This is a genomic window from Lactobacillus acidophilus (assembly GCF_034298135.1).
Taxonomy (GTDB): domain Bacteria; phylum Bacillota; class Bacilli; order Lactobacillales; family Lactobacillaceae; genus Lactobacillus; species Lactobacillus acidophilus.
Map to the genome: position 1 here is coordinate 1,516,669 of NZ_CP139575.1, position 20,138 is coordinate 1,536,806.

The 20,138-nt window shown below is 37.4% G+C and carries 12 protein-coding genes and 3 tRNA genes; 1 reads left to right on the plus strand and 14 read right to left on the minus strand.

Going from position 1 to position 20,138, the window contains the following annotated elements; translation table 11 throughout:
* Positions 1-10 precede the first annotated feature (10 nt).
* On the minus strand, positions 11-481 hold the full coding sequence (rpsG, locus tag SO785_RS07300; RefSeq protein ID WP_003549021.1) for a 30S ribosomal protein S7: 471 nt from the start codon (positions 479-481) through the stop codon (positions 11-13).
* Between the two features lie 15 nt (positions 482-496).
* On the minus strand, positions 497-904 hold the full coding sequence (rpsL, locus tag SO785_RS07305; RefSeq protein ID WP_003549020.1) for a 30S ribosomal protein S12: 408 nt from the start codon (positions 902-904) through the stop codon (positions 497-499).
* Between the two features lie 172 nt (positions 905-1,076).
* Here rpsL and SO785_RS07310 point away from each other — a divergent pair, with 172 nt between their 5' ends.
* Positions 1,077-1,766 (plus strand): prepilin peptidase, encoded by a 690-nt coding sequence (locus tag SO785_RS07310; protein WP_011254110.1) that lies wholly within the window; start codon positions 1,077-1,079, stop codon positions 1,764-1,766.
* Between the two features lie 50 nt (positions 1,767-1,816).
* Here SO785_RS07310 and rpoC read toward each other — a convergent pair whose 3' ends face one another.
* From rpoC to tilS, 12 genes are all read right to left on the minus strand, one after another.
* Positions 1,817-5,470, minus strand: coding sequence for a DNA-directed RNA polymerase subunit beta' (gene rpoC, locus SO785_RS07315; protein WP_021874020.1), 3,654 nt, complete (start codon positions 5,468-5,470; stop codon positions 1,817-1,819).
* A 15-nt stretch (positions 5,471-5,485) separates the two neighbouring features.
* Positions 5,486-9,127, minus strand: a complete 3,642-nt coding sequence (gene rpoB / locus SO785_RS07320) for a DNA-directed RNA polymerase subunit beta (protein ID WP_011254108.1) — start codon at positions 9,125-9,127, stop codon at positions 5,486-5,488.
* 220 nt (positions 9,128-9,347) lie between these two features.
* Positions 9,348-11,825, minus strand: a complete 2,478-nt coding sequence (locus SO785_RS07325; protein WP_021874019.1) for an ATP-dependent Clp protease ATP-binding subunit — start codon at positions 11,823-11,825, stop codon at positions 9,348-9,350.
* Positions 11,826-11,930: 105 nt separating this feature from the next.
* On the minus strand, positions 11,931-12,386 hold the full coding sequence (locus SO785_RS07330) for a GAF domain-containing protein (RefSeq protein ID WP_003549015.1): 456 nt from the start codon (positions 12,384-12,386) through the stop codon (positions 11,931-11,933).
* Between the two features lie 73 nt (positions 12,387-12,459).
* Positions 12,460-12,533: transfer RNA gene (locus SO785_RS07335), tRNA-Pro, on the minus strand.
* Between the two features lie 34 nt (positions 12,534-12,567).
* Positions 12,568-12,642: transfer RNA gene (locus tag SO785_RS07340), tRNA-Gly, on the minus strand.
* A gap of 122 nt (positions 12,643-12,764) precedes the next feature.
* Positions 12,765-12,839, minus strand: a tRNA-Gly gene (locus SO785_RS07345).
* A gap of 140 nt (positions 12,840-12,979) precedes the next feature.
* Entirely contained in the window at positions 12,980-14,530 is a 1,551-nt protein-coding gene (gene lysS, locus SO785_RS07350) for a lysine--tRNA ligase (RefSeq protein ID WP_011254107.1), read from the minus strand.
* Between the two features lie 15 nt (positions 14,531-14,545).
* The gene (dusB, locus tag SO785_RS07355) at positions 14,546-15,571 is read right to left on the minus strand and encodes a tRNA dihydrouridine synthase DusB (RefSeq protein WP_003549013.1); all 1,026 of its coding nucleotides are present in this window, start codon (positions 15,569-15,571) and stop codon (positions 14,546-14,548) included.
* Positions 15,572-15,650: 79 nt separating this feature from the next.
* Positions 15,651-16,541, minus strand: coding sequence for an Hsp33 family molecular chaperone HslO (gene hslO, locus SO785_RS07360; RefSeq protein WP_003549012.1), 891 nt, complete (start codon positions 16,539-16,541; stop codon positions 15,651-15,653).
* A gap of 57 nt (positions 16,542-16,598) precedes the next feature.
* Positions 16,599-18,755 (minus strand): ATP-dependent zinc metalloprotease FtsH, encoded by a 2,157-nt coding sequence (ftsH, locus tag SO785_RS07365; RefSeq protein ID WP_011254105.1) that lies wholly within the window; start codon positions 18,753-18,755, stop codon positions 16,599-16,601.
* 95 nt (positions 18,756-18,850) lie between these two features.
* Entirely contained in the window at positions 18,851-20,107 is a 1,257-nt protein-coding gene (tilS, locus tag SO785_RS07370) for a tRNA lysidine(34) synthetase TilS (RefSeq protein WP_003549010.1), read from the minus strand.
* Positions 20,108-20,138: the final 31 nt, after the last annotated feature.

Sequence of the window (20,138 nt, forward strand, 5' to 3'; positions counted from 1 at the left end):
AACGAACAAATTAGAAGCGGTAGTGTGCAAATGCACGGTTAGCTTCAGCCATACGGTGAACGTCTTCACGCTTCTTAACTGCTGAACCAGTGTTGTTTGAAGCATCAATGATTTCGTTAGCTAAACGTTCATCCATAGTATGTTCGTTACGTAAACGAGCGTATGAAACAAGCCATCTTAAGCCTAAAGTAGTTCTTCTTTCAGGACGTACTTCTACTGGGATTTGGTAGTTTGAACCACCGATACGGCGAGCTCTAACTTCCAAAACTGGCATAACGTTGTTCATAGCTTCTTCAAATACATCAAGTGGTTCCTTACCAGTCTTGTCTTGAACAATGTTGAAAGCATCGTAAAGGATTGAAGATGCCTTAGCTCTCTTACCATCGATCATTAAGTGGTTGATCAACTTAGTAACAAGCTTTGAGTTGTAAACTGGATCTGCTAAAACGTCTCTCTTAGTTACGTGACCTTTTCTAGGCATTATTTAACTCCTCCTTTAATCTTTCTTAGTACCGTACTTAGAACGGCTTTGCTTTCTGCCTTCAACACCAGCAGTATCAAGGGCACCACGAACGATATGGTAACGTACACCAGGAAGGTCCTTTACACGACCACCACGGATTAAAACAACTGAGTGTTCTTGCAAGTTGTGGCCTTCCCCTGGAATGTAAGCAGTAACTTCGATCAAGTTTGAAAGACGTACACGAGCGTACTTACGTAAAGCTGAGTTAGGCTTCTTTGGAGTCATGGTACCAACACGAGTTGCAACACCACGCATTTGTGGAGCTGGGTTGAATACTGATTCCTTCTTCATACTGTTGTAGCTGTAATTCAAAGCAGGTGATTTTGATTTAGTAACCTTTGAATGACGGCCTTTTCTTACCAATTGATTAATGGTTGGCATTAATTTTTCCTCCTAAAAATACTATTTTGTTCACACATCCGGGAGTTTCTTTTTATACTCGCGAATAGACTGTTCAAAACATACAAAGACTATTGTACTCGGTTTTTAATAGAAATCAAACTTTTTAAAAAGAATTTTTTGAATTTTGCGTAATAAACAATGAGGTGATTTTTTGAACTCAATATATTTTTTACTTAATTTTTTCATAGGAGCATGCTTAGCTTCACATGCAAACGTTATATACGAACGATGGGATACTCGTAACTTTATCTTTTCTCGGTCTTATTGTGATAATTGTAAAAGTACTCTTTCACTATTGGACGAAATTCCTCTATTCTCTTATTTACTTTTGAAAGGCAAATGTAAGTATTGCCAAAAAAATATTCCGCGTGAATTATTCTTTTTTGAACTAGTTGGTGGCTTTGCTTTTTGTACAATAAATTTTAGTGATAAAAGTCAAATTATCACTTCTATCTTTATTTTTTCTCTTCTTTTAATTGCAATCTCTGATTATTATCAAAATGAATTTGATTTAATTTTTATTTTTCCAGCAATTATTACTTCTATTTTATTTAATCGCATTTACTTATTTAACTGGATTGAATGGCTATCTTTTCTACCAGTTTTGATAGTCCTTAGTATTTATTCATTTAAACAAAAAATGGGATTAGGTGATTTATTAATCTATGTCCTAATCTCCACTTATTTTACTCCCACTTTTGCAAACTTAACTTTACTTTTTGCTGCTTTAATTTTAATAATCATTCATTTTACAGAAAATAATTTAGCTTCATATAATTATCCATTTATTCCATTCATTTTTATTGGACTAATTATTTCAAAATTTATTTTTGAACAATAAAAAAGCGTTTCTACTTTAAAAATAGAAACGCTTTTTACTTAAAACTAATTTTACTTAGTCTTATCTTTTTCTTTCATTTGCTTTTCAATATCAGCAATTGAGTATACTGAATCTGGTTTCTTAACATCAGCTTCAGGTTCCATGCTACGGTAAATTGGCATACCAGTACCAGCTGGAATAATTTTACCGATGATAACATTTTCCTTAAGACCAAGAAGCGGATCATTCTTACCTCTGATTGAAGCATCAGTAAGAACACGAGTAGTTTCTTGGAATGAAGCAGCTGACAAGAAACTGTTAGTTTCCAAAGCAGCCTTAGTAATACTTAAGATAATACTTTGAGCAGTTGCAGGAATACCACCAGAGATAATTACTTCCTTATTACGGTCTCTAAATTGACCGATATCCATAACTTCACCTGGTAAGATGTCAGTTTCACCCGGATCAAGAACACGAACCTTTTGAAGCATTTGACGAGTCAATACTTCGACGTGCTTGTCAGCGATATCTACACCCTGCATTCTGTAGGCCTTTTGAACTTCAGCCAAAATATACTTCTCAGTAGTTAAAGTATCAGTAACTTGGATTAATTCCTTAGGGTCAACAGAACCAAGAGTTAACTTATCACCACGGTGAACATAATCACCCTCAGATACAGCAACTGAAGCAGTATAAGGAACACTGTAACTTCTAGTATCAATTTTACCCTTAACAGTAATTTCACGAGTATGTTCTGCTGGATTTTCTTGAATTGAATCAATTACACCATCTACTTCAGAAATGGTTGCACGACCCTTAGGGTTACGTGCTTCAAACAATTCTTGAACACGAGGCAAACCTTGAGTAATATCTTCAGCACCGGCAACCCCACCGTTGTGGAAAGTTCTCAAAGTAAGCTGAGTACCTGGTTCACCAATTGATTGTGCTGCAACAGTACCAACTACTTCACCAACTTCAACTTCTTCACCAGTAGCAAGGTTCATACCGTAACACTTACGACATACACCGTGTGGGGTATCACAAGTAAGGATTGAACGAATCTTAACATGAGTTACACCTGCATCACAGATCTTATGAGCCATGTTTTCGTCCATCATTACGTCTCTACCAACGATTGCTTCACCAGTCTCAGGATCCTTAACAGTTTCAGCAGTGAAACGACCAACTAAACGATCGAATAATGGTTCAATCATTTCGTCGCCTTCCATAATTGCACTAACTGTAATACCTCTATCAGTACCACAATCATCATCACGAATAATAACATCCTGTGCAACATCAACCAAACGACGAGTTAAGTAACCTGACTGAGCAGTCTTCAAAGCTGTATCAGTCATACCCTTACGAGCACCGTGAGTGGACATGAACAATTCCAATACTGACAAACCTTCTTTAAAGTTTGAAGTAACAGGAATTTCGAACAAACCACCGTTAGGAGTGGCCATCAATCCACGCATACCAGCTAACTGAGTAAAGTTAGAAATGTTACCACGGGCACCTGAGTCGGCCATGATTGAAATTGGGTTACGTGGTGAGTGGATTTGAGCAATTTCGTTTTGGATTTCATCCTTACATGCATTCCAAATACTAATTACTCGATCGTGACGTTCTTGTTCAGTAATTAAACCACGTCTAAATTGTTTAGAAACAACATCAACTTGCTTACGTGCTTTAGCTACCTTTTCATCTTTATCACCAATTTCAGGAACGTCATTCATACCAATAGTAATACCTGAAGTAGTTGAACTAGTGTAACCTAATTCCTTCAAGTCATCCAAGTATTCTGAAGTTCTTTGAACCTTGTAATACTTGTAAATAGTAGCAATTGAATCTGATAAGAAGCTACTCTTGAATGGACTAGCGATCAAATCATCAGCCACTTCATTGATTTTACTATTAATATCTTCACCTTCATTTAAGAAGTACTTAGCATCCAATGGATCATTCAAGTTCTTCTCAGTTGGTTCATTGACATAAAAGTAATCGTCTGGGAACAATTGATTAAAGACAAGCTTACCGTAAGTAGTAATGAAAATACCATGTTCGTGTCCCTTAGGCCATGGCTTCTTAGGCATAGCATCAGCTGACATACCAATAATAGTATGATAGTGAATATCACCATTTTCGTAAGCTACAGTTGCTTCTGCTGGTGAACTAAAGATCATGCCTTCGCCTTCACGGCCACGTTCAGCTTGAGTTAACCAGTAGTTACCCAAAACAACATCCTGTGATGGAGTAACAATTGGCTTACCATCCTTAGGAGCTAAGATATGGTGAGCTGCAAGCATAAGCAAACGTGATTCAGCAACAGCTTCATCTGAAAGTGGTACGTGGATGGCCATCTGGTCACCATCGAAGTCGGCATTGTAAGCTTCACAAGCTAATGGGTGAAGTCTAATTGATTTACCTGGTACCAAAACAGGTTCAAATGCTTGAATACTCAAACGGTGAAGAGTAGGTGCACGGTTTAAAAGAACTGGACGTTCCTTAATAACGTCTTCAAGTACGTCCCAGATATCATCATCTTCACGATCAATCTTACGCTTAGCATTCTTAATGTTAGAAGCAATACCACGCTTAACCAATTCGTGCATTACAAATGGCTTAAACAATTCCAAAGCCATTGGACGAGGAACACCACATTGATAGAACTTCAATTTTGGTGAAACATCAATAACTGAACGACCAGAATAGTCTACACGCTTACCAAGCAAGTTTTGACGGAAACGACCTTGCTTACCTTTAAGCATGTGTGAAAGTGACTTAAGTGGACGGTTACCTGGTCCAACAACAGGACGACCACGACGTCCATTATCGATCAAAGCATCTACAGCTTCTTGAAGCATACGCTTTTCATTTTGAACGATAATATTTGGAGCATTCAAGTCAAGTAATCTCTTCAAACGATTATTACGGTTAATGACACGTCTATATAAATCGTTCAAATCTGAAGTTGCAAAACGTCCACCTTCAAGTTGAACCATTGGACGAAGATCTGGTGGGATAACTGGAACAGCATCCATAACCATCCATTCAGGTTTGTTACCAGAATTCTTAAATGCATCCAAAATATCTAAACGTCTAATTGCACGAGTACGCTTTTGACCAGTTGCAGTTTGAAGTTCTTTCTTCAAATTCTTAACTTCTTTATCAAGGTCAACCTTCTTAAGCAATTCACGAATAGCTTCAGCACCCATCTTAGCTTCAAAGCGATTACCGTATTTTGCTTTTTGTTCACGATATTCAGCTTCAGTTAACAATTGCTTAGGTTCAAGGTCAGTATCACCTGGATCAATTACGATATACGCAGCAAAGTAGATAACTTCTTCAAGCAATCTTGGAGAAATATCCAATACCAATCCCATTCTTGATGGGATACCTTTGAAGTACCAAATGTGAGTTACAGGAGCAGCTAATTCAATGTGACCCATACGTTCTCTTCTTACCTTTGAAGAAGTAACTTCTACACCACAACGGTCACAAACGATACCACGGTATCTAACACCCTTGTACTTACCACAAGCACATGACCAATCTTTAGTTGGTCCAAAAATTCTTTCATCAAACAAGCCATCTTTTTCTGGCTTTAAAGTACGGTAGTTGATGGTTTCTGGCTTCTTAACTTCACCATACGACCAGCTTCTGATCTTGTTAGGTGATGCAAGACCAATTTGCATACTTTCAAACTTATTTACGTCGATCAAAAGTTTAACCTCCTACTATTTAGAAACTTTACCGTCAGATTCATCTGCAGGAGCTACTGGCTTATCTGCAGTTTCATTACTATCTTCTTTATTCTCTGATTTTCCAGTTTCTTCGGCTAACTTCTTCTTTTCTTGTTCTTCTGCCATACGTGACAAAGTATCGATATTCAAGTGTTCACTTGAATCCTCATCCATATCACGAAGTTCAATTTCATTATGATCCATATCAAGGACACGAATATCCAAACCTAATGATTGGAGTTCCTTAACAAGAACACGGAATGATTCTGGTACACCTGGCTTAGGAATTCTTTCGCCCTTAACAATAGCTTCATATGCCTTTACACGACCAACAACATCATCTGACTTATAAGTCAAAATTTCTTGTAATGTGTAAGCTGCACCATAAGCTTCAAGAGCCCAAACTTCCATTTCACCAAAACGCTGTCCACCGAATTGAGCTTTACCACCCAAAGGTTGTTGAGTAACCAATGAGTATGGCCCAATTGAACGAGCGTGGATCTTGTCGTCAACCATGTGAGTAAGTTTCAAGTAGTGCATGACACCTACTGACACACGGTTGTGGAATGGTTCACCGGTACGACCATCATAAATAACTGTCTTACCATCTTTATCCATACCCGCTTGACGTACAGTATCCCAAACATCATTTTCATTAGCACCATCAAATACTGGAGTTGCTACGTGAATACCTAATTGACGAGCAGCAGCACCCAAGTGCAATTCAAGAAGCTGTCCAATGTTCATACGTGATGGAACACCCATTGGGTTCAAACAAATATCTACTGGAGTACCATCTGGAAGGTATGGCATATCTTCTTCTGGCATAACTGCAGCAACAGTACCCTTGTTACCGTGACGACCAGACATCTTGTCCCCAACTTGAATCTTTCTCTTTTGTGCAATGTAAACACGAACCATAGTATTTACACCTGGTGAAAGTTCATCGCCGGCTTCGCGAGTATAAACCTTAACGTCTTGAACGATACCGCCACCACCATGTGGTACACGAAGTGAAGTATCACGAACTTCACGAGCCTTTTCACCAAAGATAGCGTGAAGTAATCTTTCTTCAGCAGATAATTCAGTTACACCCTTAGGAGTTACCTTACCCACCAAAATATCACCATCATGAACTTCAGCACCGACACGAACGATACCATCAGCATCAAGATCCTTCAAAGCATCTTCACCGATGTTAGGAAGTTCTCTTGTAATTTCTTCTGGTCCAAGCTTAGTATCGCGAGCTTCTGATTCATAATCTTCGATACTAATTGAAGTATATACATCATCCTTAACCAAACGTTCTGAAAGCATGATGGCATCTTCATAGTTGTACATGTTCCAAGTCATGAAAGCAATGAGTGGGTTTTGACCTAATGCAAGTTCACCATGATCCATAGTTGGACCATTAGCAATTACATCACTTTCATCAACGTGATCACCCAATTTAACATTAGGAGTTTGGTTGTATGACTTAGAGTTGTTTGAACGACGGTATTTTTCAAGAGTGTACTTGTCTAAAGTACCATCTTCACGTCTAATACGAATTTCATCAGCATCAACGTATTCAACAGTACCAGCTGCCTTAGCAATTAATGCAGCACCTGAGTCGTGAGCTGCACGATATTCCATACCAGTACCAACAAGGGAACTGTGTGGGTTAATCAAAGGAGCAGCCTGACGTTGCTGGTTGGCACCCATCAAAGCACGGTTAGAGTCATCGTTTTCTAGGAATGGGATACATGCTGAAGCTACTGAAACAACTTGCTTAGGGATAACGTCCATGTAGTCAATCTTATCTGGAGTAACTTCGACGTTATCTTCCTTTTGACGAGCCAAAATTATGTCTTCTTTAAATGAACCATCATCATTCAAAGGAGTGTTAGCACCGGCAATAATGTAGTTATCTTCTTCATCAGCAGTCAAATAATCGATTTTATCGGTTACCTTGTGGGTATCCCAAGAAACACGACGATATGGTGTTTCAATGAAACCATACTTATTAATGATTGCGTATGAAGCAAGTGAGTTAATCAAACCAATGTTAGGTCCTTCTGGAGTTTCAATAGGACACAAACGACCATAGTGAGTATAGTGAACGTCACGAACTTCATATCCGGCACGGTCACGAGTTAAACCACCAGGCCCTAAGGCTGACATACGACGTTTATGTGTCAATTCACCCAATGGGTTGTGTTGGTCCATAAACTGTGAAAGCTGTGATGAACCGAAGAATTCCTTGATACTTGCAACAATTGGACGAATGTTAATCAATTGTTGTGGGGTAACAGTTGATGGGTCTTGGATTGACATTCTTTCGCGAACAACACGTTCCATTCTTGCCAAACCAATTCTAAATTGATTTTGAAGAAGTTCACCAACACGACGAATACGACGGTTACCCAAGTGGTCGATATCATCAGTAGTACCGATCTTATCTTGTAAAGCAAAGAAGTAATTAATTGAAGCTAAAACATCAGCTGGAGTCAAATGCTTAACATCTGCATCAATGTGACCATTTGACATTAATTTAACTTCACGTTCAGGATCTACCTTTGAGTAAACCTTAATTTCTTGAACTGTAATAGGATCTGGTAATACACCTTCTTTTGAAGGTTGGTAAGTGACCATCTTGAAGTCATCGCGATCAAGGTATGGAGCTAACTTGTCCATAATTTCGTGAGTAACTACAGTATCCTTCTTAACAATAATTTCACCAGTATCAGGATCAGCTAAAGTTTCAGCTAAAGTTTGACCATACAAACGATTCTTAAGAGAAAGCTTCTTGTTAATCTTGTAACGTCCAACTGGTGCCAAGTCATAACGACGTGGGTCAAAGAAACGAGCATACAAAAGTGAACGTGATGAATCAGTAGTCTTTGGTTCACCTGGACGAAGTCTTTCGTAAATATCCTTCAAAGCTTCAGCTACGCGTGAGTCAGCTGGATTTTTATGAACATCCTTGTCCAAAGTAAATTGCAAAGTATCACTTTGACCAAACATTTCAATAATTTCACTGTCTGAGCCAATACCCATTGCTCTAATCAATACAGTAAGAGGCAACTTACGAGTACGGTCTACTCGAACATAAGAAACATTTTTAGCATCAGTTTCATATTCAAGCCAAGCACCACGGTTAGGAATAACAGTAGTACCAAAAATTTGACGACCATTCTTATCATAATCACCAGTGTAGTAAACACCTGGAGATCTAACTAATTGAGAAACAATAACTCTTTCAGCACCATTAACTATGAATGAACCTGATTCAGTCATTAATGGTAAATCGCCAAAGAATACATCTTGAGTCTTAATTTCACCAGTTTCTTGGTTAGTAAGCTTCAAAGTTACATGCATTGGTGCAGCATAAGTTGCATCATGATCACGAGCTTCATCAACTGTATACTTAGGCTTTTGAAGTTTGTAGCCTACATACTCTAATGAAAGCTTACCTGAGAAGTCACTAATAGGCATAATGTCATCAAAGACTTCTTTAATGCCTTTATCAAGAAACCACTTATATGATTCGGTTTGAACATCAGTTAAGTTAGGTAACTTCAATACTTCCTTAATTCGGGAGAAGCTACGTCTAGTTCGATGTTTACCGTAGTTCACTACGTGTCCATTTAACAAGGAAAAACATCCTTTCTGTCTAAGAAAGCAAATATTACATTTCTGTTACAAATTCAAAAAACCGCAATTTTAGGCATAAAAAAGACAAAAACAACAAGTGTCGTTTTTGTCCTTATCATTTTGCTGGACAATAGATCAGCAAAATCCTGAATCTCAGTCTTTTTAAATCAGCAAAAATTGTATAATATTTTTTTATTTTTGTCAAGATCAAGTACTTAAGCTACTTGACTTTTTCTACTTCTTTTTTAGGTGCAACAACTTCGAATTTCAAATTACCATGTTGACTACCAATTTTAAGAGTATCACCACTCTTAACTTCCCCATTAATTAACATTTCGGCAACTTTATCTTCCACATCATTTTGAATAGCTCTCTTAAGTGGACGAGCACCATTTTCTGGATCATAACCATCTTGTACGATCTTATCTAAAGCAGCACGTGAAAGTTTCAAAGTAATACCTTTTCTTTGTAAACGAACTACCAATTTATTAGTAAGTAAACTTACAATGTTACGAAGTTGTTTCTTAGTTAATTCATCAAAGACAATAGTTTCATCAATTCTGTTTAAAAATTCAGGGCGGAAGAACTGTTTAATAGCTTGTTGAACTTTCGCTTGTCTTACTTTTGCTTGATCAATTTTATCCGCATTGAATCCAACCGCATTGCCATCAAATAATGAACGTGAACCAAGGTTAGAAGTCATAATAATGATTGTATTTCTAAAATCAACTTTCCTTCCCTTAGAATCAGTCATAAATCCTTCATCCAAGACCTGAAGTAAGAGATTAAATACATCAGGATGAGCTTTTTCTACTTCATCGAGCAACACAACTGAATATGGATGGCGACGAACTTGTTCTGAAAGTTGACCGCCTTCTTCATAACCTACATAGCCTGGTGCTGAACCGATCAATTTACTTGAAGCGATTTGATCCATGTATTCAGACATATCAAGCCGTATCAGGTTATCCTCTGAGCCAAACATTGCTGCAGCAACAGATTTAGCCAATTCTGTTTTACCCACACCAGTTGGGCCTAAGAACAAGAATGAGCCAATTGGACAACGTTCATCCTTAATTCCGCTTCTACTTCTACGGATTGCACGAGCAACTGCAGAAACAGCCTTATCTTGACCAATAACTCGCTTATGTAAAATACCTTCTAAATTAGCTAATTGACGAGTTTCATTACGTTTCATTTGGGTAACAGGAACGCCAGTCCAATCAGATACTACTTTGGCAATATCTTCGGGCTCAACAGTCGCATTAGCACTAATTTTTTCATGTAAAGTATTTACTAATTTTTCACGACGAGCTTGCAAATTATTTTGCTCATCTTGTAATTGAGCAGCTTTTACGAAGTTTTGACTTGCTGCTGCTTCATTTTTTTGATCAATTAAATTTTTAATCTTGTTATTAATCTGTACTAATTCGTCATCAGAATTAACATTATTTTTGATTTTTACAGCAGCACTAGCTTCGTCTACCAAGTCAATGGCTTTATCTGGTAAAAAGCGATCAGAAATATATCGACTAGATAAATCAACTGCGTCTTCTAGACTTTCTTCAGTAATAGTAACATGATGGAATTTTTCATACTTGGGTTTTAAACCTTCCAAAATTGCTAATGTATCTTTCTTTGAAGGTTCATTTAAGCGCACTTGTTGGAAACGTCTTGCCAAAGCTTGATCTTTTTCAATGTATTTTTGGTATTCATCAAATGTAGTAGCACCAATCATTTGAACATCACCACGAGCAAGTGATGGCTTTAAAATATTAGAAGCATCAATTGCGCCTTCAGCACCACCGGCACCAATTAAAGTATGCATTTCATCAACAAATAAGATAACTTTGCCATCTTTAGCAATTTCATCCAAGATCTTCTTCATTCGATCTTCGAATTCACCACGATATTTAGTACCAGCAACCAAGTTACCCATATTTAATGCCATAACTCGCTTATCTAACAGATCTTCTGGCACTCTCTTTTTAACAATTTCAGTAGCAATTGCTTCAGCAACAGCCGTCTTACCTACACCTGGCTCACCTACTAAAACCGGATTATTCTTAGTTCTACGTGACAAAATTTGAATTACACGTTCAATTTCCTTATCACGTCCAATAACAGGATCAATATTTCCTTCACGTGTACGTTGATTCAAGTTAATTGCTACTTTATCCAAGGTTGGCGTAGTGCTATTCTTACGTTTCTTTTGGTTAGAATCACTATTACCTAACCAATTAGCAGAATCATTAAAATCTTGATCCTGTTCCAAGCTGTCGATAGCATCTTGACGTAATCGACTGATATCTACGCTTAAGTTTTTCAAAATCATTGCAGATAAAACTTGCTCACTAGCAGTTATACCTAATAACACATGATTGGTTTTAATTTCTTTATATCCACCTTGTTCTGCTTGTCTTTTAGCATAATCTAAAGCCAAGCTCAATCGAGGTGACATTTCCATATAGCTAGCCTTGGGAGCTGAGCCATATCCTGTATATCTTTCAATTTCTTCACGTATAGCGGTAGGCGTCAGCCCCCATGAACGTAAAATTTTTCCAGCTTCGCCATCAGTTTCAATTACTAAGGCTAATAAAATATGTTCTGTTCCGATTAAATGATGATGGAAATTCTGTGCTTGTTCACGCGCAATTTCCAACACTTGATTTACACTTTTACTGTATGAGTTTTCCATACAAACACCACCCTTTAAAATACGCTATGGTATTTTACTTTTATTTTGTCAGTAAGTAAAATAATTTAACTCATGCTAGTATCATTATGAAGAAAAAAATAATGATTAAGCAAAAACCATCTTAGTAATTCTAGTTAAATACTTTTTATCCATATCATCAAAATCATCTAACTTAGTCGAATCAAAATCAAAAACGCCCCATAATTTTCGATTCTTAAAAATGGGGATAACTATTTCTGAATTTGAAGCACTATCACAAGCAATGTGACCAGCAAATTCATGCACATTTGGAACAATTTGTGTTATTTGCGTCTTAGCCGCTACACCACAAACGCCTTTTCCAACTGGTATATGCACGCAAGCTGGCATCCCTTGAAATGGTCCTAAAATTAATTCACCATTTTCTAAGCGATAAACTCCAGCGAAATTCACATCAGATAATGAATTAAATAATAAAGCTGATAAATTAGCAGTATTAGCAATCCAATCTGATTCATTTGCAATTAATGCCTGAGCTTGCTGTACTAACAATTCATAATTCTCTTTAGTAGTTGCTGCCATATTATCCCCTCCAGTTTTAGACGCTATTATAACAAAAATAAATAGGCTGTCCTAACAGACAGCCTATTTTCTATCGGGAAAACGCGATTCGAACGCGCGACCTCTACGTCCCGAACGTAGCGCTCTACCAAACTGAGCTATTTCCCGCAAAAAAAGCTCACCTTAAGGTGAGCTTATATCTTGGAGCGGAAGACGGGATTCGAACCCGCGACCCCGACCATGGCAAGGTCGTGTTCTACCACTGAACTACTTCCGCGACAACAAATATTATTATAGCAAAACTTATTTTCTTTGCAACACTTTTTACAAAAAAAACGAAATAATTTTTATGGTATAAAAGATGATACAAAAAAAGCTCACTTAAGTGAGCTTTCATCCTGGAGCGGAAGACGGGATTCGAACCCGCGACCCCGACCATGGCAAGGTCGTGTTCTACCACTGAACTACTTCCGCAACAACAAATATTATTATAGCAAAACTTATTTTCTTTGCAATACTTTTTGATAAAAAATTATTTTTTTATTCCACAAACATAAAAAGCCATTACCTACGCTTAAAACGCAGATAATGGCTTTTTTATTTTAAAATTCAAATTACTTGTTTTCTTTATTCTTCTTTTCCATATCAGCCTTAACTTCAGCTTCAATACTTTCAACACGTTCTGGACGCATTGTTGGGAAGAGTAAAACATCACGAATAGCTGGTGCATCAGTCAAAAGCATTACCAAACGGTCAATACCGATACCCAAACCACCTGTAGGTGGCATACCATATTCCATAGCACGAAGGTAATCTTCATCGATCATATCAGCTTCATCGTTACCAGCATCACGTTCAGCCATTTGGGCCTCAAAACGTGCACGTTGATCATCTGGATCGTTTAATTCTGAAAACGCGTTACCGTATTCTTCACCCATAATGTAAATTTCAAAACGATCAGTAAATCTTGGATCATCAGCATTCTTCTTAGCAAGTGGTGAAATTTCTACTGGGTGACCATATACGAAGGTTGGATCAACAATAGTTTCTTCACAGTATTTTTCAAAGAAAGCGTTAATTACATGACCTACCTTCCAGTAACTTTCACAGTGAATATCATGTTCTTCAGCAATCTTCTTTGCTTCTTCATCAGTCATTGGCTTCCAGAAGTCAACACCGGTCTTCTCTTTAATTAAGTCAACCATGTGAACACGACGGAATGGCTTGCCTAAGTCAATATCAGTACCTTGGTAAGTGATCTTGCCATCTGGTGAAACAACCTTAGCTGCAGCACGAATAATACCTTCTGCTTCATCCATAACATCATGGAAATCCCAATATGCAGCATAAGTTTCAAGTTCAGTAAATTCAGGGTTATGGTGAGTATCCAAGCCTTCATTTCTGAACACACGGCCGATTTCATAAACACGTTCCATGTCACCAACAATCAAACGCTTAAGAGGCAATTCCAAAGCAATTCTCATGTAAAGATCGATATCCAAAGCATTGTGGTGAGTGATAAATGGACGAGCTTCAGCACCACCAGGAATATTGTGAAGTACTGGAGTTTCAACTTCCATAAAGTCTTGCTTATTCAAGTAATCACGAATCGCTTGAATAATCTGAGTACGGTGAACAAAGCGCATATAGCTATCACGGTTAGTAATCAAATCAAGATAACGTTGACGATAAATTGCTTCAACATCTTTCAAGCCATGATACTTGTCTGGCAATGGACGAAGTGCCTTTGATAAGAATGTTACGTGAAGTGCTCTAATAGTAAGTTCACCAGTATCGGTTTTCATTACTTCACCTTCGATACCTAAGAAGTCACCAATATCAGATTTCTTAAAAATCTTGTAGTTTTCTTCACCAACGATATCCTTACGTACGTAAATTTGAATCTTGCCAGTACGGTCATAAATGTCGGCAAAACCAACCTTACCCTTACCACGTTTTGCAAGCATACGACCTGCCACCTTGGTCTTAGGCATATCATTGTTTAATTCGTCTTTATCCTCATTGCCGTACTTTTCATCCAAAGTAGCTGCTAAATCTTGACGATCAAATTTTCTTTGACCAAATGGTTCAATTCCATTTTCACGCATTTCGTCCATCTTTTGACGACGAACTCGTAATTGGTCGTTCATTTCATTCTTTGCCAATTTATCTTTCCTCCATTATTTGTTCATTGTCTCGCGTCGTGCAGCACGAGCTTCTTCTCTTTTTTCATACTCATCAACAAAATTATCGAGCAAGTCATATACTTCCTGACGCGTCCAGACCTCATTTATTTTAGCACGAGTACGAGCCGAACGGGGAATTCCCTTTAAATAGTATGCAGCTTGTTGACGAAATTCTGGTACTGCACGCTTTTCCCCATGAATTTCAATTAACCCTTGAAGCTGATGCTTGGCAGTTTCAACCTTCTCACGCACAGTTTGTGGTGGTAAAGTTTCCCCTGTTTCTAAATAATGCACCATATCCTTCAAGATCCATGGATTGCCAAGAGCAGCACGTCCTACCATTACTGCTGTACAGCCAATATCATCTAAAGCTTTTTTAGCAAGCTCTGGCGTTGCAATATCGCCATTAGCCACAAATGGTACATCTAAAACTTGAGCAACATCATGCAAAACTTCCCAATCAGCTTCACCTTGATACATTTGCTTACGAGTTCTTCCGTGCATTGCAATCATGCTAGCACCAGCTTCTTGAGCAGCCAATGCATTTTCTACGGCAAAAACATGTTTACGATCCCAACCTATTCTCATTTTTACAGAGACCGGTTTTTGCACATTTTGCACTACAGCATGAACCATTTGATAAATTTTATTTGAATCAAGAAGCCACTTAGATCCTGCATCAGTTTTAGTAACTTTAGGCACAGGACACCCCATATTGATATCAATAATATCGGCATCAGTATTCTGATCAATATATTGAGCCGCTTGCAACAATGTCTCTTCAGTTCCCCCAAAGATCTGGATACTCATTGGGTGTTCTCTAGGATCCACATCCATCATGCTTAAGGTCTTTTTGTTTCGATAAATAATTCCATGATCAGAAATCATCTCGCAGACAACCAGCCCAGCTCCGAATTCCTTACATACAACGCGGAATGCTGAATTTGAAACTCCCGCCATCGGCGCAACAACAACTCGGTTTGGAATGGTGATATCGCGAATTTTCCAGCTGTTATCCACCAAATCATCCTTTCAAAATACTTTATTATAATATCAAAAAAGCCCTAAAGGTTAAAACCTTAGGCCTCTTTAAATTTAATTAATAATCTTTATCGTCTTTTTTCTTAGCTAAAATCTCTTTCAATTCATCTTCAGTGTAATGGTATTTGTTACCACAGAAGTTGCAAATAAGTTCTGCTCCATGATCTTCATTGATCATATCTTTTAATTGGGAAGACTTTAAAGTTTCAAGAATTCCCGCATATTTTTCTTTAGAACAATCACAGCTGAATGCAACATCATCTTTTTCCAGAATCTTACAATCAGTACCTAAAATTTTACGTGCCAAATCTTCCGGTGTCATACCATCTAAAAATGAAGTAGAAAGAGCAGGCAATTCATTAATTCGTTTAATTGTCTTATCAATTAAAGCATCACTGGCACCAGGTAATGCTTGAAGCATAAATCCGCCAGCTTCACCAATTGAATTATTTGGATTTACGAAAACTGATAAACCTACAGCTGATGGAATTTGTTCAGACTTAGTTAAGTAATACGCAAAGTCTTCTGCAATTTCACCAGAAACAATTGGAACTTGGCCAGTATAGGGTTCTTTCAGACCCAAATCTTTAGTCACTTCAAACCATCCTTGACCAACAGCTTTTTTTACATCAATATGACCATTTTCTTTAGGTGGTAATGCAATATGAGGGTTCTTAACATAGCCTTTGACTTTCAAATCTGCTGTTGCAGTTACAATAGCTGGACCTACTGGACCATTACCTAACAATCTAACAGTCAATTCTTCTTTATCAGTAAGCTCTGCCCCAGCAAGTAAAAGCGAACCCACTAATGTACGACCGAGTACAGCTGAAGAAGCTGACCATAAATCATGACGCTTTTGTGCTTCACTAACTACTCCCTTAGCAGTTATAGTTAGCAAGCGTAAATTCTTAGTCTTATCGATTGATTTTACTAAATAATCATTCATTCTTTAATCCTTCTTCCTAAAAAAATAGAGCCTTTAACAGGCCCTACTTTTATTTAATTATCTTTGCTCATCGTCTGCAGATGAATCATTATTTGAATTAGTCTTTTCGTCCTTTTCAGGATTTTCGGGATTATGTTCTTCGACTTCATGATTCTTTTCTAATGGAGTTTCCAAAGCATCTTTTTCTTGATCAGCTAAAGCTTGATCTGAGTCTTTCTTTTCTGCTTTTTCAACTTCACGTTTTTCTGCAGCAGCCTTAGCTTCTTCGTAAGTTGAAGCTTTTGATTCACTTGGATATTCAGTTTCATCCTTTTCAGGCATCTTACCAGTCTTATATAAGGACATGATTTGCTTTTCATCTAAAGTTTCATATTTAAGTAAAGCTTCAGCAATAATTCTGTGCTTTTCCTTGTTTTCTTTTACGATTTCAAGGGCTTTAGCATGAGCTTCATCCAAGATTTTCTTAACCGCTTCATCAATCTTAGCAGCAGTTGCCTCACTGTAAGGTTTGAATCCATAAGGATTACTTTCGCCTTCTTTTTCAAGCTCAACCATACCCAGAGATTCAGTCATACCATAGTTAACAACCATACTATGAGCAATTTGTGTAGCTTGTTCAAAGTCGTTTGAAGCACCAGTTGATTTATCACCAATAGTTGCTTCTTCACCAGCACGACCACCCATTAAACCAACAATTTGTTCAAATAATTGATTCTTAGTTAAGATGAATTGATCATCCTTTGGAAGCATGATGTTATATCCACCAGCACGACCACGAGGCACAATAGTTACCTTACGTACAGTTCTTGAATCGCTCAATACCAAACCACAGATTGAGTGACCTGCTTCGTGAAAAGCAACTCGACGTCTTTCTGGTTCTGCAATTAGACGATCCTTCTTAGCTGGCCCAGCAATTACACGATCCTCAGCTTCATCAATATCTGACGCGGTAATTTCAGTACCGTTTCTACGAGCAGCTACCAATGCAGCTTCATTTAAAACATTAGCTAAATCCGCACCTACAAAACCTGGAGTTTGACGAGCTACTTCTTTTAAGTCAACATCAGGAGCAAGTGGCTTATTCTTAGCATGAACTTTTAAGATAGCTTCACGACCGCGAACATCAGGACGACCAACTAATACCTTACGGTCAAAACGACCTGGACGAAGTAAAGCTGGATCCAAGACATCTGAACGATTAGTTGCGGCAATAACGATTACACCTTCATCGCCTTCAAAACCATCCATTTCAACCAATAATTGATTTAACGTTTGTTCACGTTCATCGTTTCCACCACCGGTACCATTTCCACGACGACGACCAATAGCATCAATTTCATCGATAAAGATGATACTTGGTGCATTCTTCTTAGCATTGCTAAATAAATCACGTACACGACTTGCACCAACACCGACAAACATTTCAACGAAGTCTGAACCTGAAATTGAGTAAAATGGTACGTTGGCTTCACCCGCTACAGCACGAGCAAGTAAGGTCTTACCAGTACCAGGAGGGCCCTCAAGTAAAACACCAGATGGGATTCTCGCACCCAACTTAGTGTATTTTGATGGATCTTTCAAAAATTCAACAACTTCGACTAATTCTTGCTTTTCTTCTTCTTCACCGGCTACGTCAGAGAAACGAACCTTATTTTTAGAAGGATCTTCTGGTTTGACATGTGAACGACCAAAATTCATTATTCCGCCGCTACCACCACGTCCAGCACCGCTTTGATTCATCATCATCCAAAGCATGACAATAAACAAAACAGTTGGTACAAGCATGACAATAGTTGAAATCCAATTGCCAGATTGTGATTCTCCTTGAGTTGTCATCCGAGCGTTACTCTTTTGTGCCAAGTTTTGCACATTCGAAACGGTAGAATCATTTTGTAACATGGTTGTAGAGAAGCTGGATACTTTTCTACTTGAATTATTACTAAAGAAATCAAAACTACTATTTGATTGATTCTTTGCTGTTTGTGCAGTCTTGTAACTACCTGAAACAGTGTAAACACCATTAGCAGGTTGAACACTAAAGTTTTTAACTTTGCCTTGACGCAAATCTTTAACAAATTGTGAGTAGCTAATATTTTCTGAACTACCGCTATTGTTAGAGCCGCCTAGTGCCCAGTTGATTCCCCATAGGAGCAGAAGGAACACAACTATATAGAAAAGGCCGTTTGAAAGCAGCCGATTCCGGTTATTCTTCATAAAAAACCTCCGCAAAGTCTTTAAGTTATACGTTTAAAATTTTATCACAAAACAAGTTCCGACCACTAATATTTTCAACTATATTTACTGATAAATTAATTAGCATATAGAAAATAATGTTTGCCATTTTTTATCCAATTTTGATTTTGATACGTATTTTCAACGAAAATTGGTTCTCGATCAGCATAAATTGCTAAACATAAAGGTCGTAAAGCAAATGGTATCGCGTGTTCTGCAAATTTTTTCTTAGCTTTCACTCTAGTTCCATCTTGCAATAAAAATTTACTTCCAGTAATCAAAACACCTGCCTTAAATTCAGTTTTACAATCAAACCAAAAATCGCCTAATTTTTTCTTAGACATATTGTCTTTGGTAGTCAAGAGTAATTTTCTATTATTAAAAATAAATGGTTCGTTAATTTTAATCGTGAATATTTTTTTACTAATTTCCAGATTATTTTTATACAAATAAACAAAGCCTTGGTATTCAATCACCGAAAAATTACCCAGATTTTTATTTACACGACGATGAAACTTTTGCCAAATTATTTTTTGCCAAAATACAATTTGCTGATCTTTAGTTAGCCTTTTTATCTCACTACTTTTAATGCGATATGCTTGTCCTAAAAAATTTTCAATTGTACCAATTTCATTAATCTTTTCATCAACTACATTTGTTAAATCACTCATTTTATGACTAAAACGTAATGCATTTTGAATAAGTGCTGGATTTTCTTTTTTTAATATTGGTACTACATGATGCCGCATCCGATTCCTCATTGTATCATCTTCTTTATTTGTAGAATCTACAATAAACGAAATCCCTCGCTCTTTATCGTATGCCAGAATTTCTTGCTTACTACTAGATAAAAGTGGCCGCAGTAAAGTTACGCCATGCATTACTCCCACTGCTTGAAGACTGTTCATCTCTTCTGGATTACCTGAGCGAATAAACTTGAGCAAAATATTTTCTATTAAGTCATCCCCATGATGAGCAGTTAACAAATAATCAGCAGTTTCATTTTTGGCAATTTTAGTTAAAAAATTATAGCGTACTTCACGGGCAGCGGCTTCAATCCCACTTTTAGGCTGCTCATTTTTAGCCCATTTAGCAACAAATAAAGGAATTTCATTTTTTTGGCAATAATCTTTTAAAATCCTGGTTTCTTCTTCACTGTCGCTTCTCAATTGATGGTTAAAATGAGCCGCAATCAGTTCAAATTTCTGCTTTTTCTGCAAATCCTTCAGCATGTCAAGTAATGCCATAGAATCAGGACCACCGCTTGCTGCAACAAGTAATTTTTTATTCTCTAAATCTATTTGTTTTTCATTAAAAAAATCAATAATTTTCATAAATTTTCCTAACAAAAAATGACCTATTACT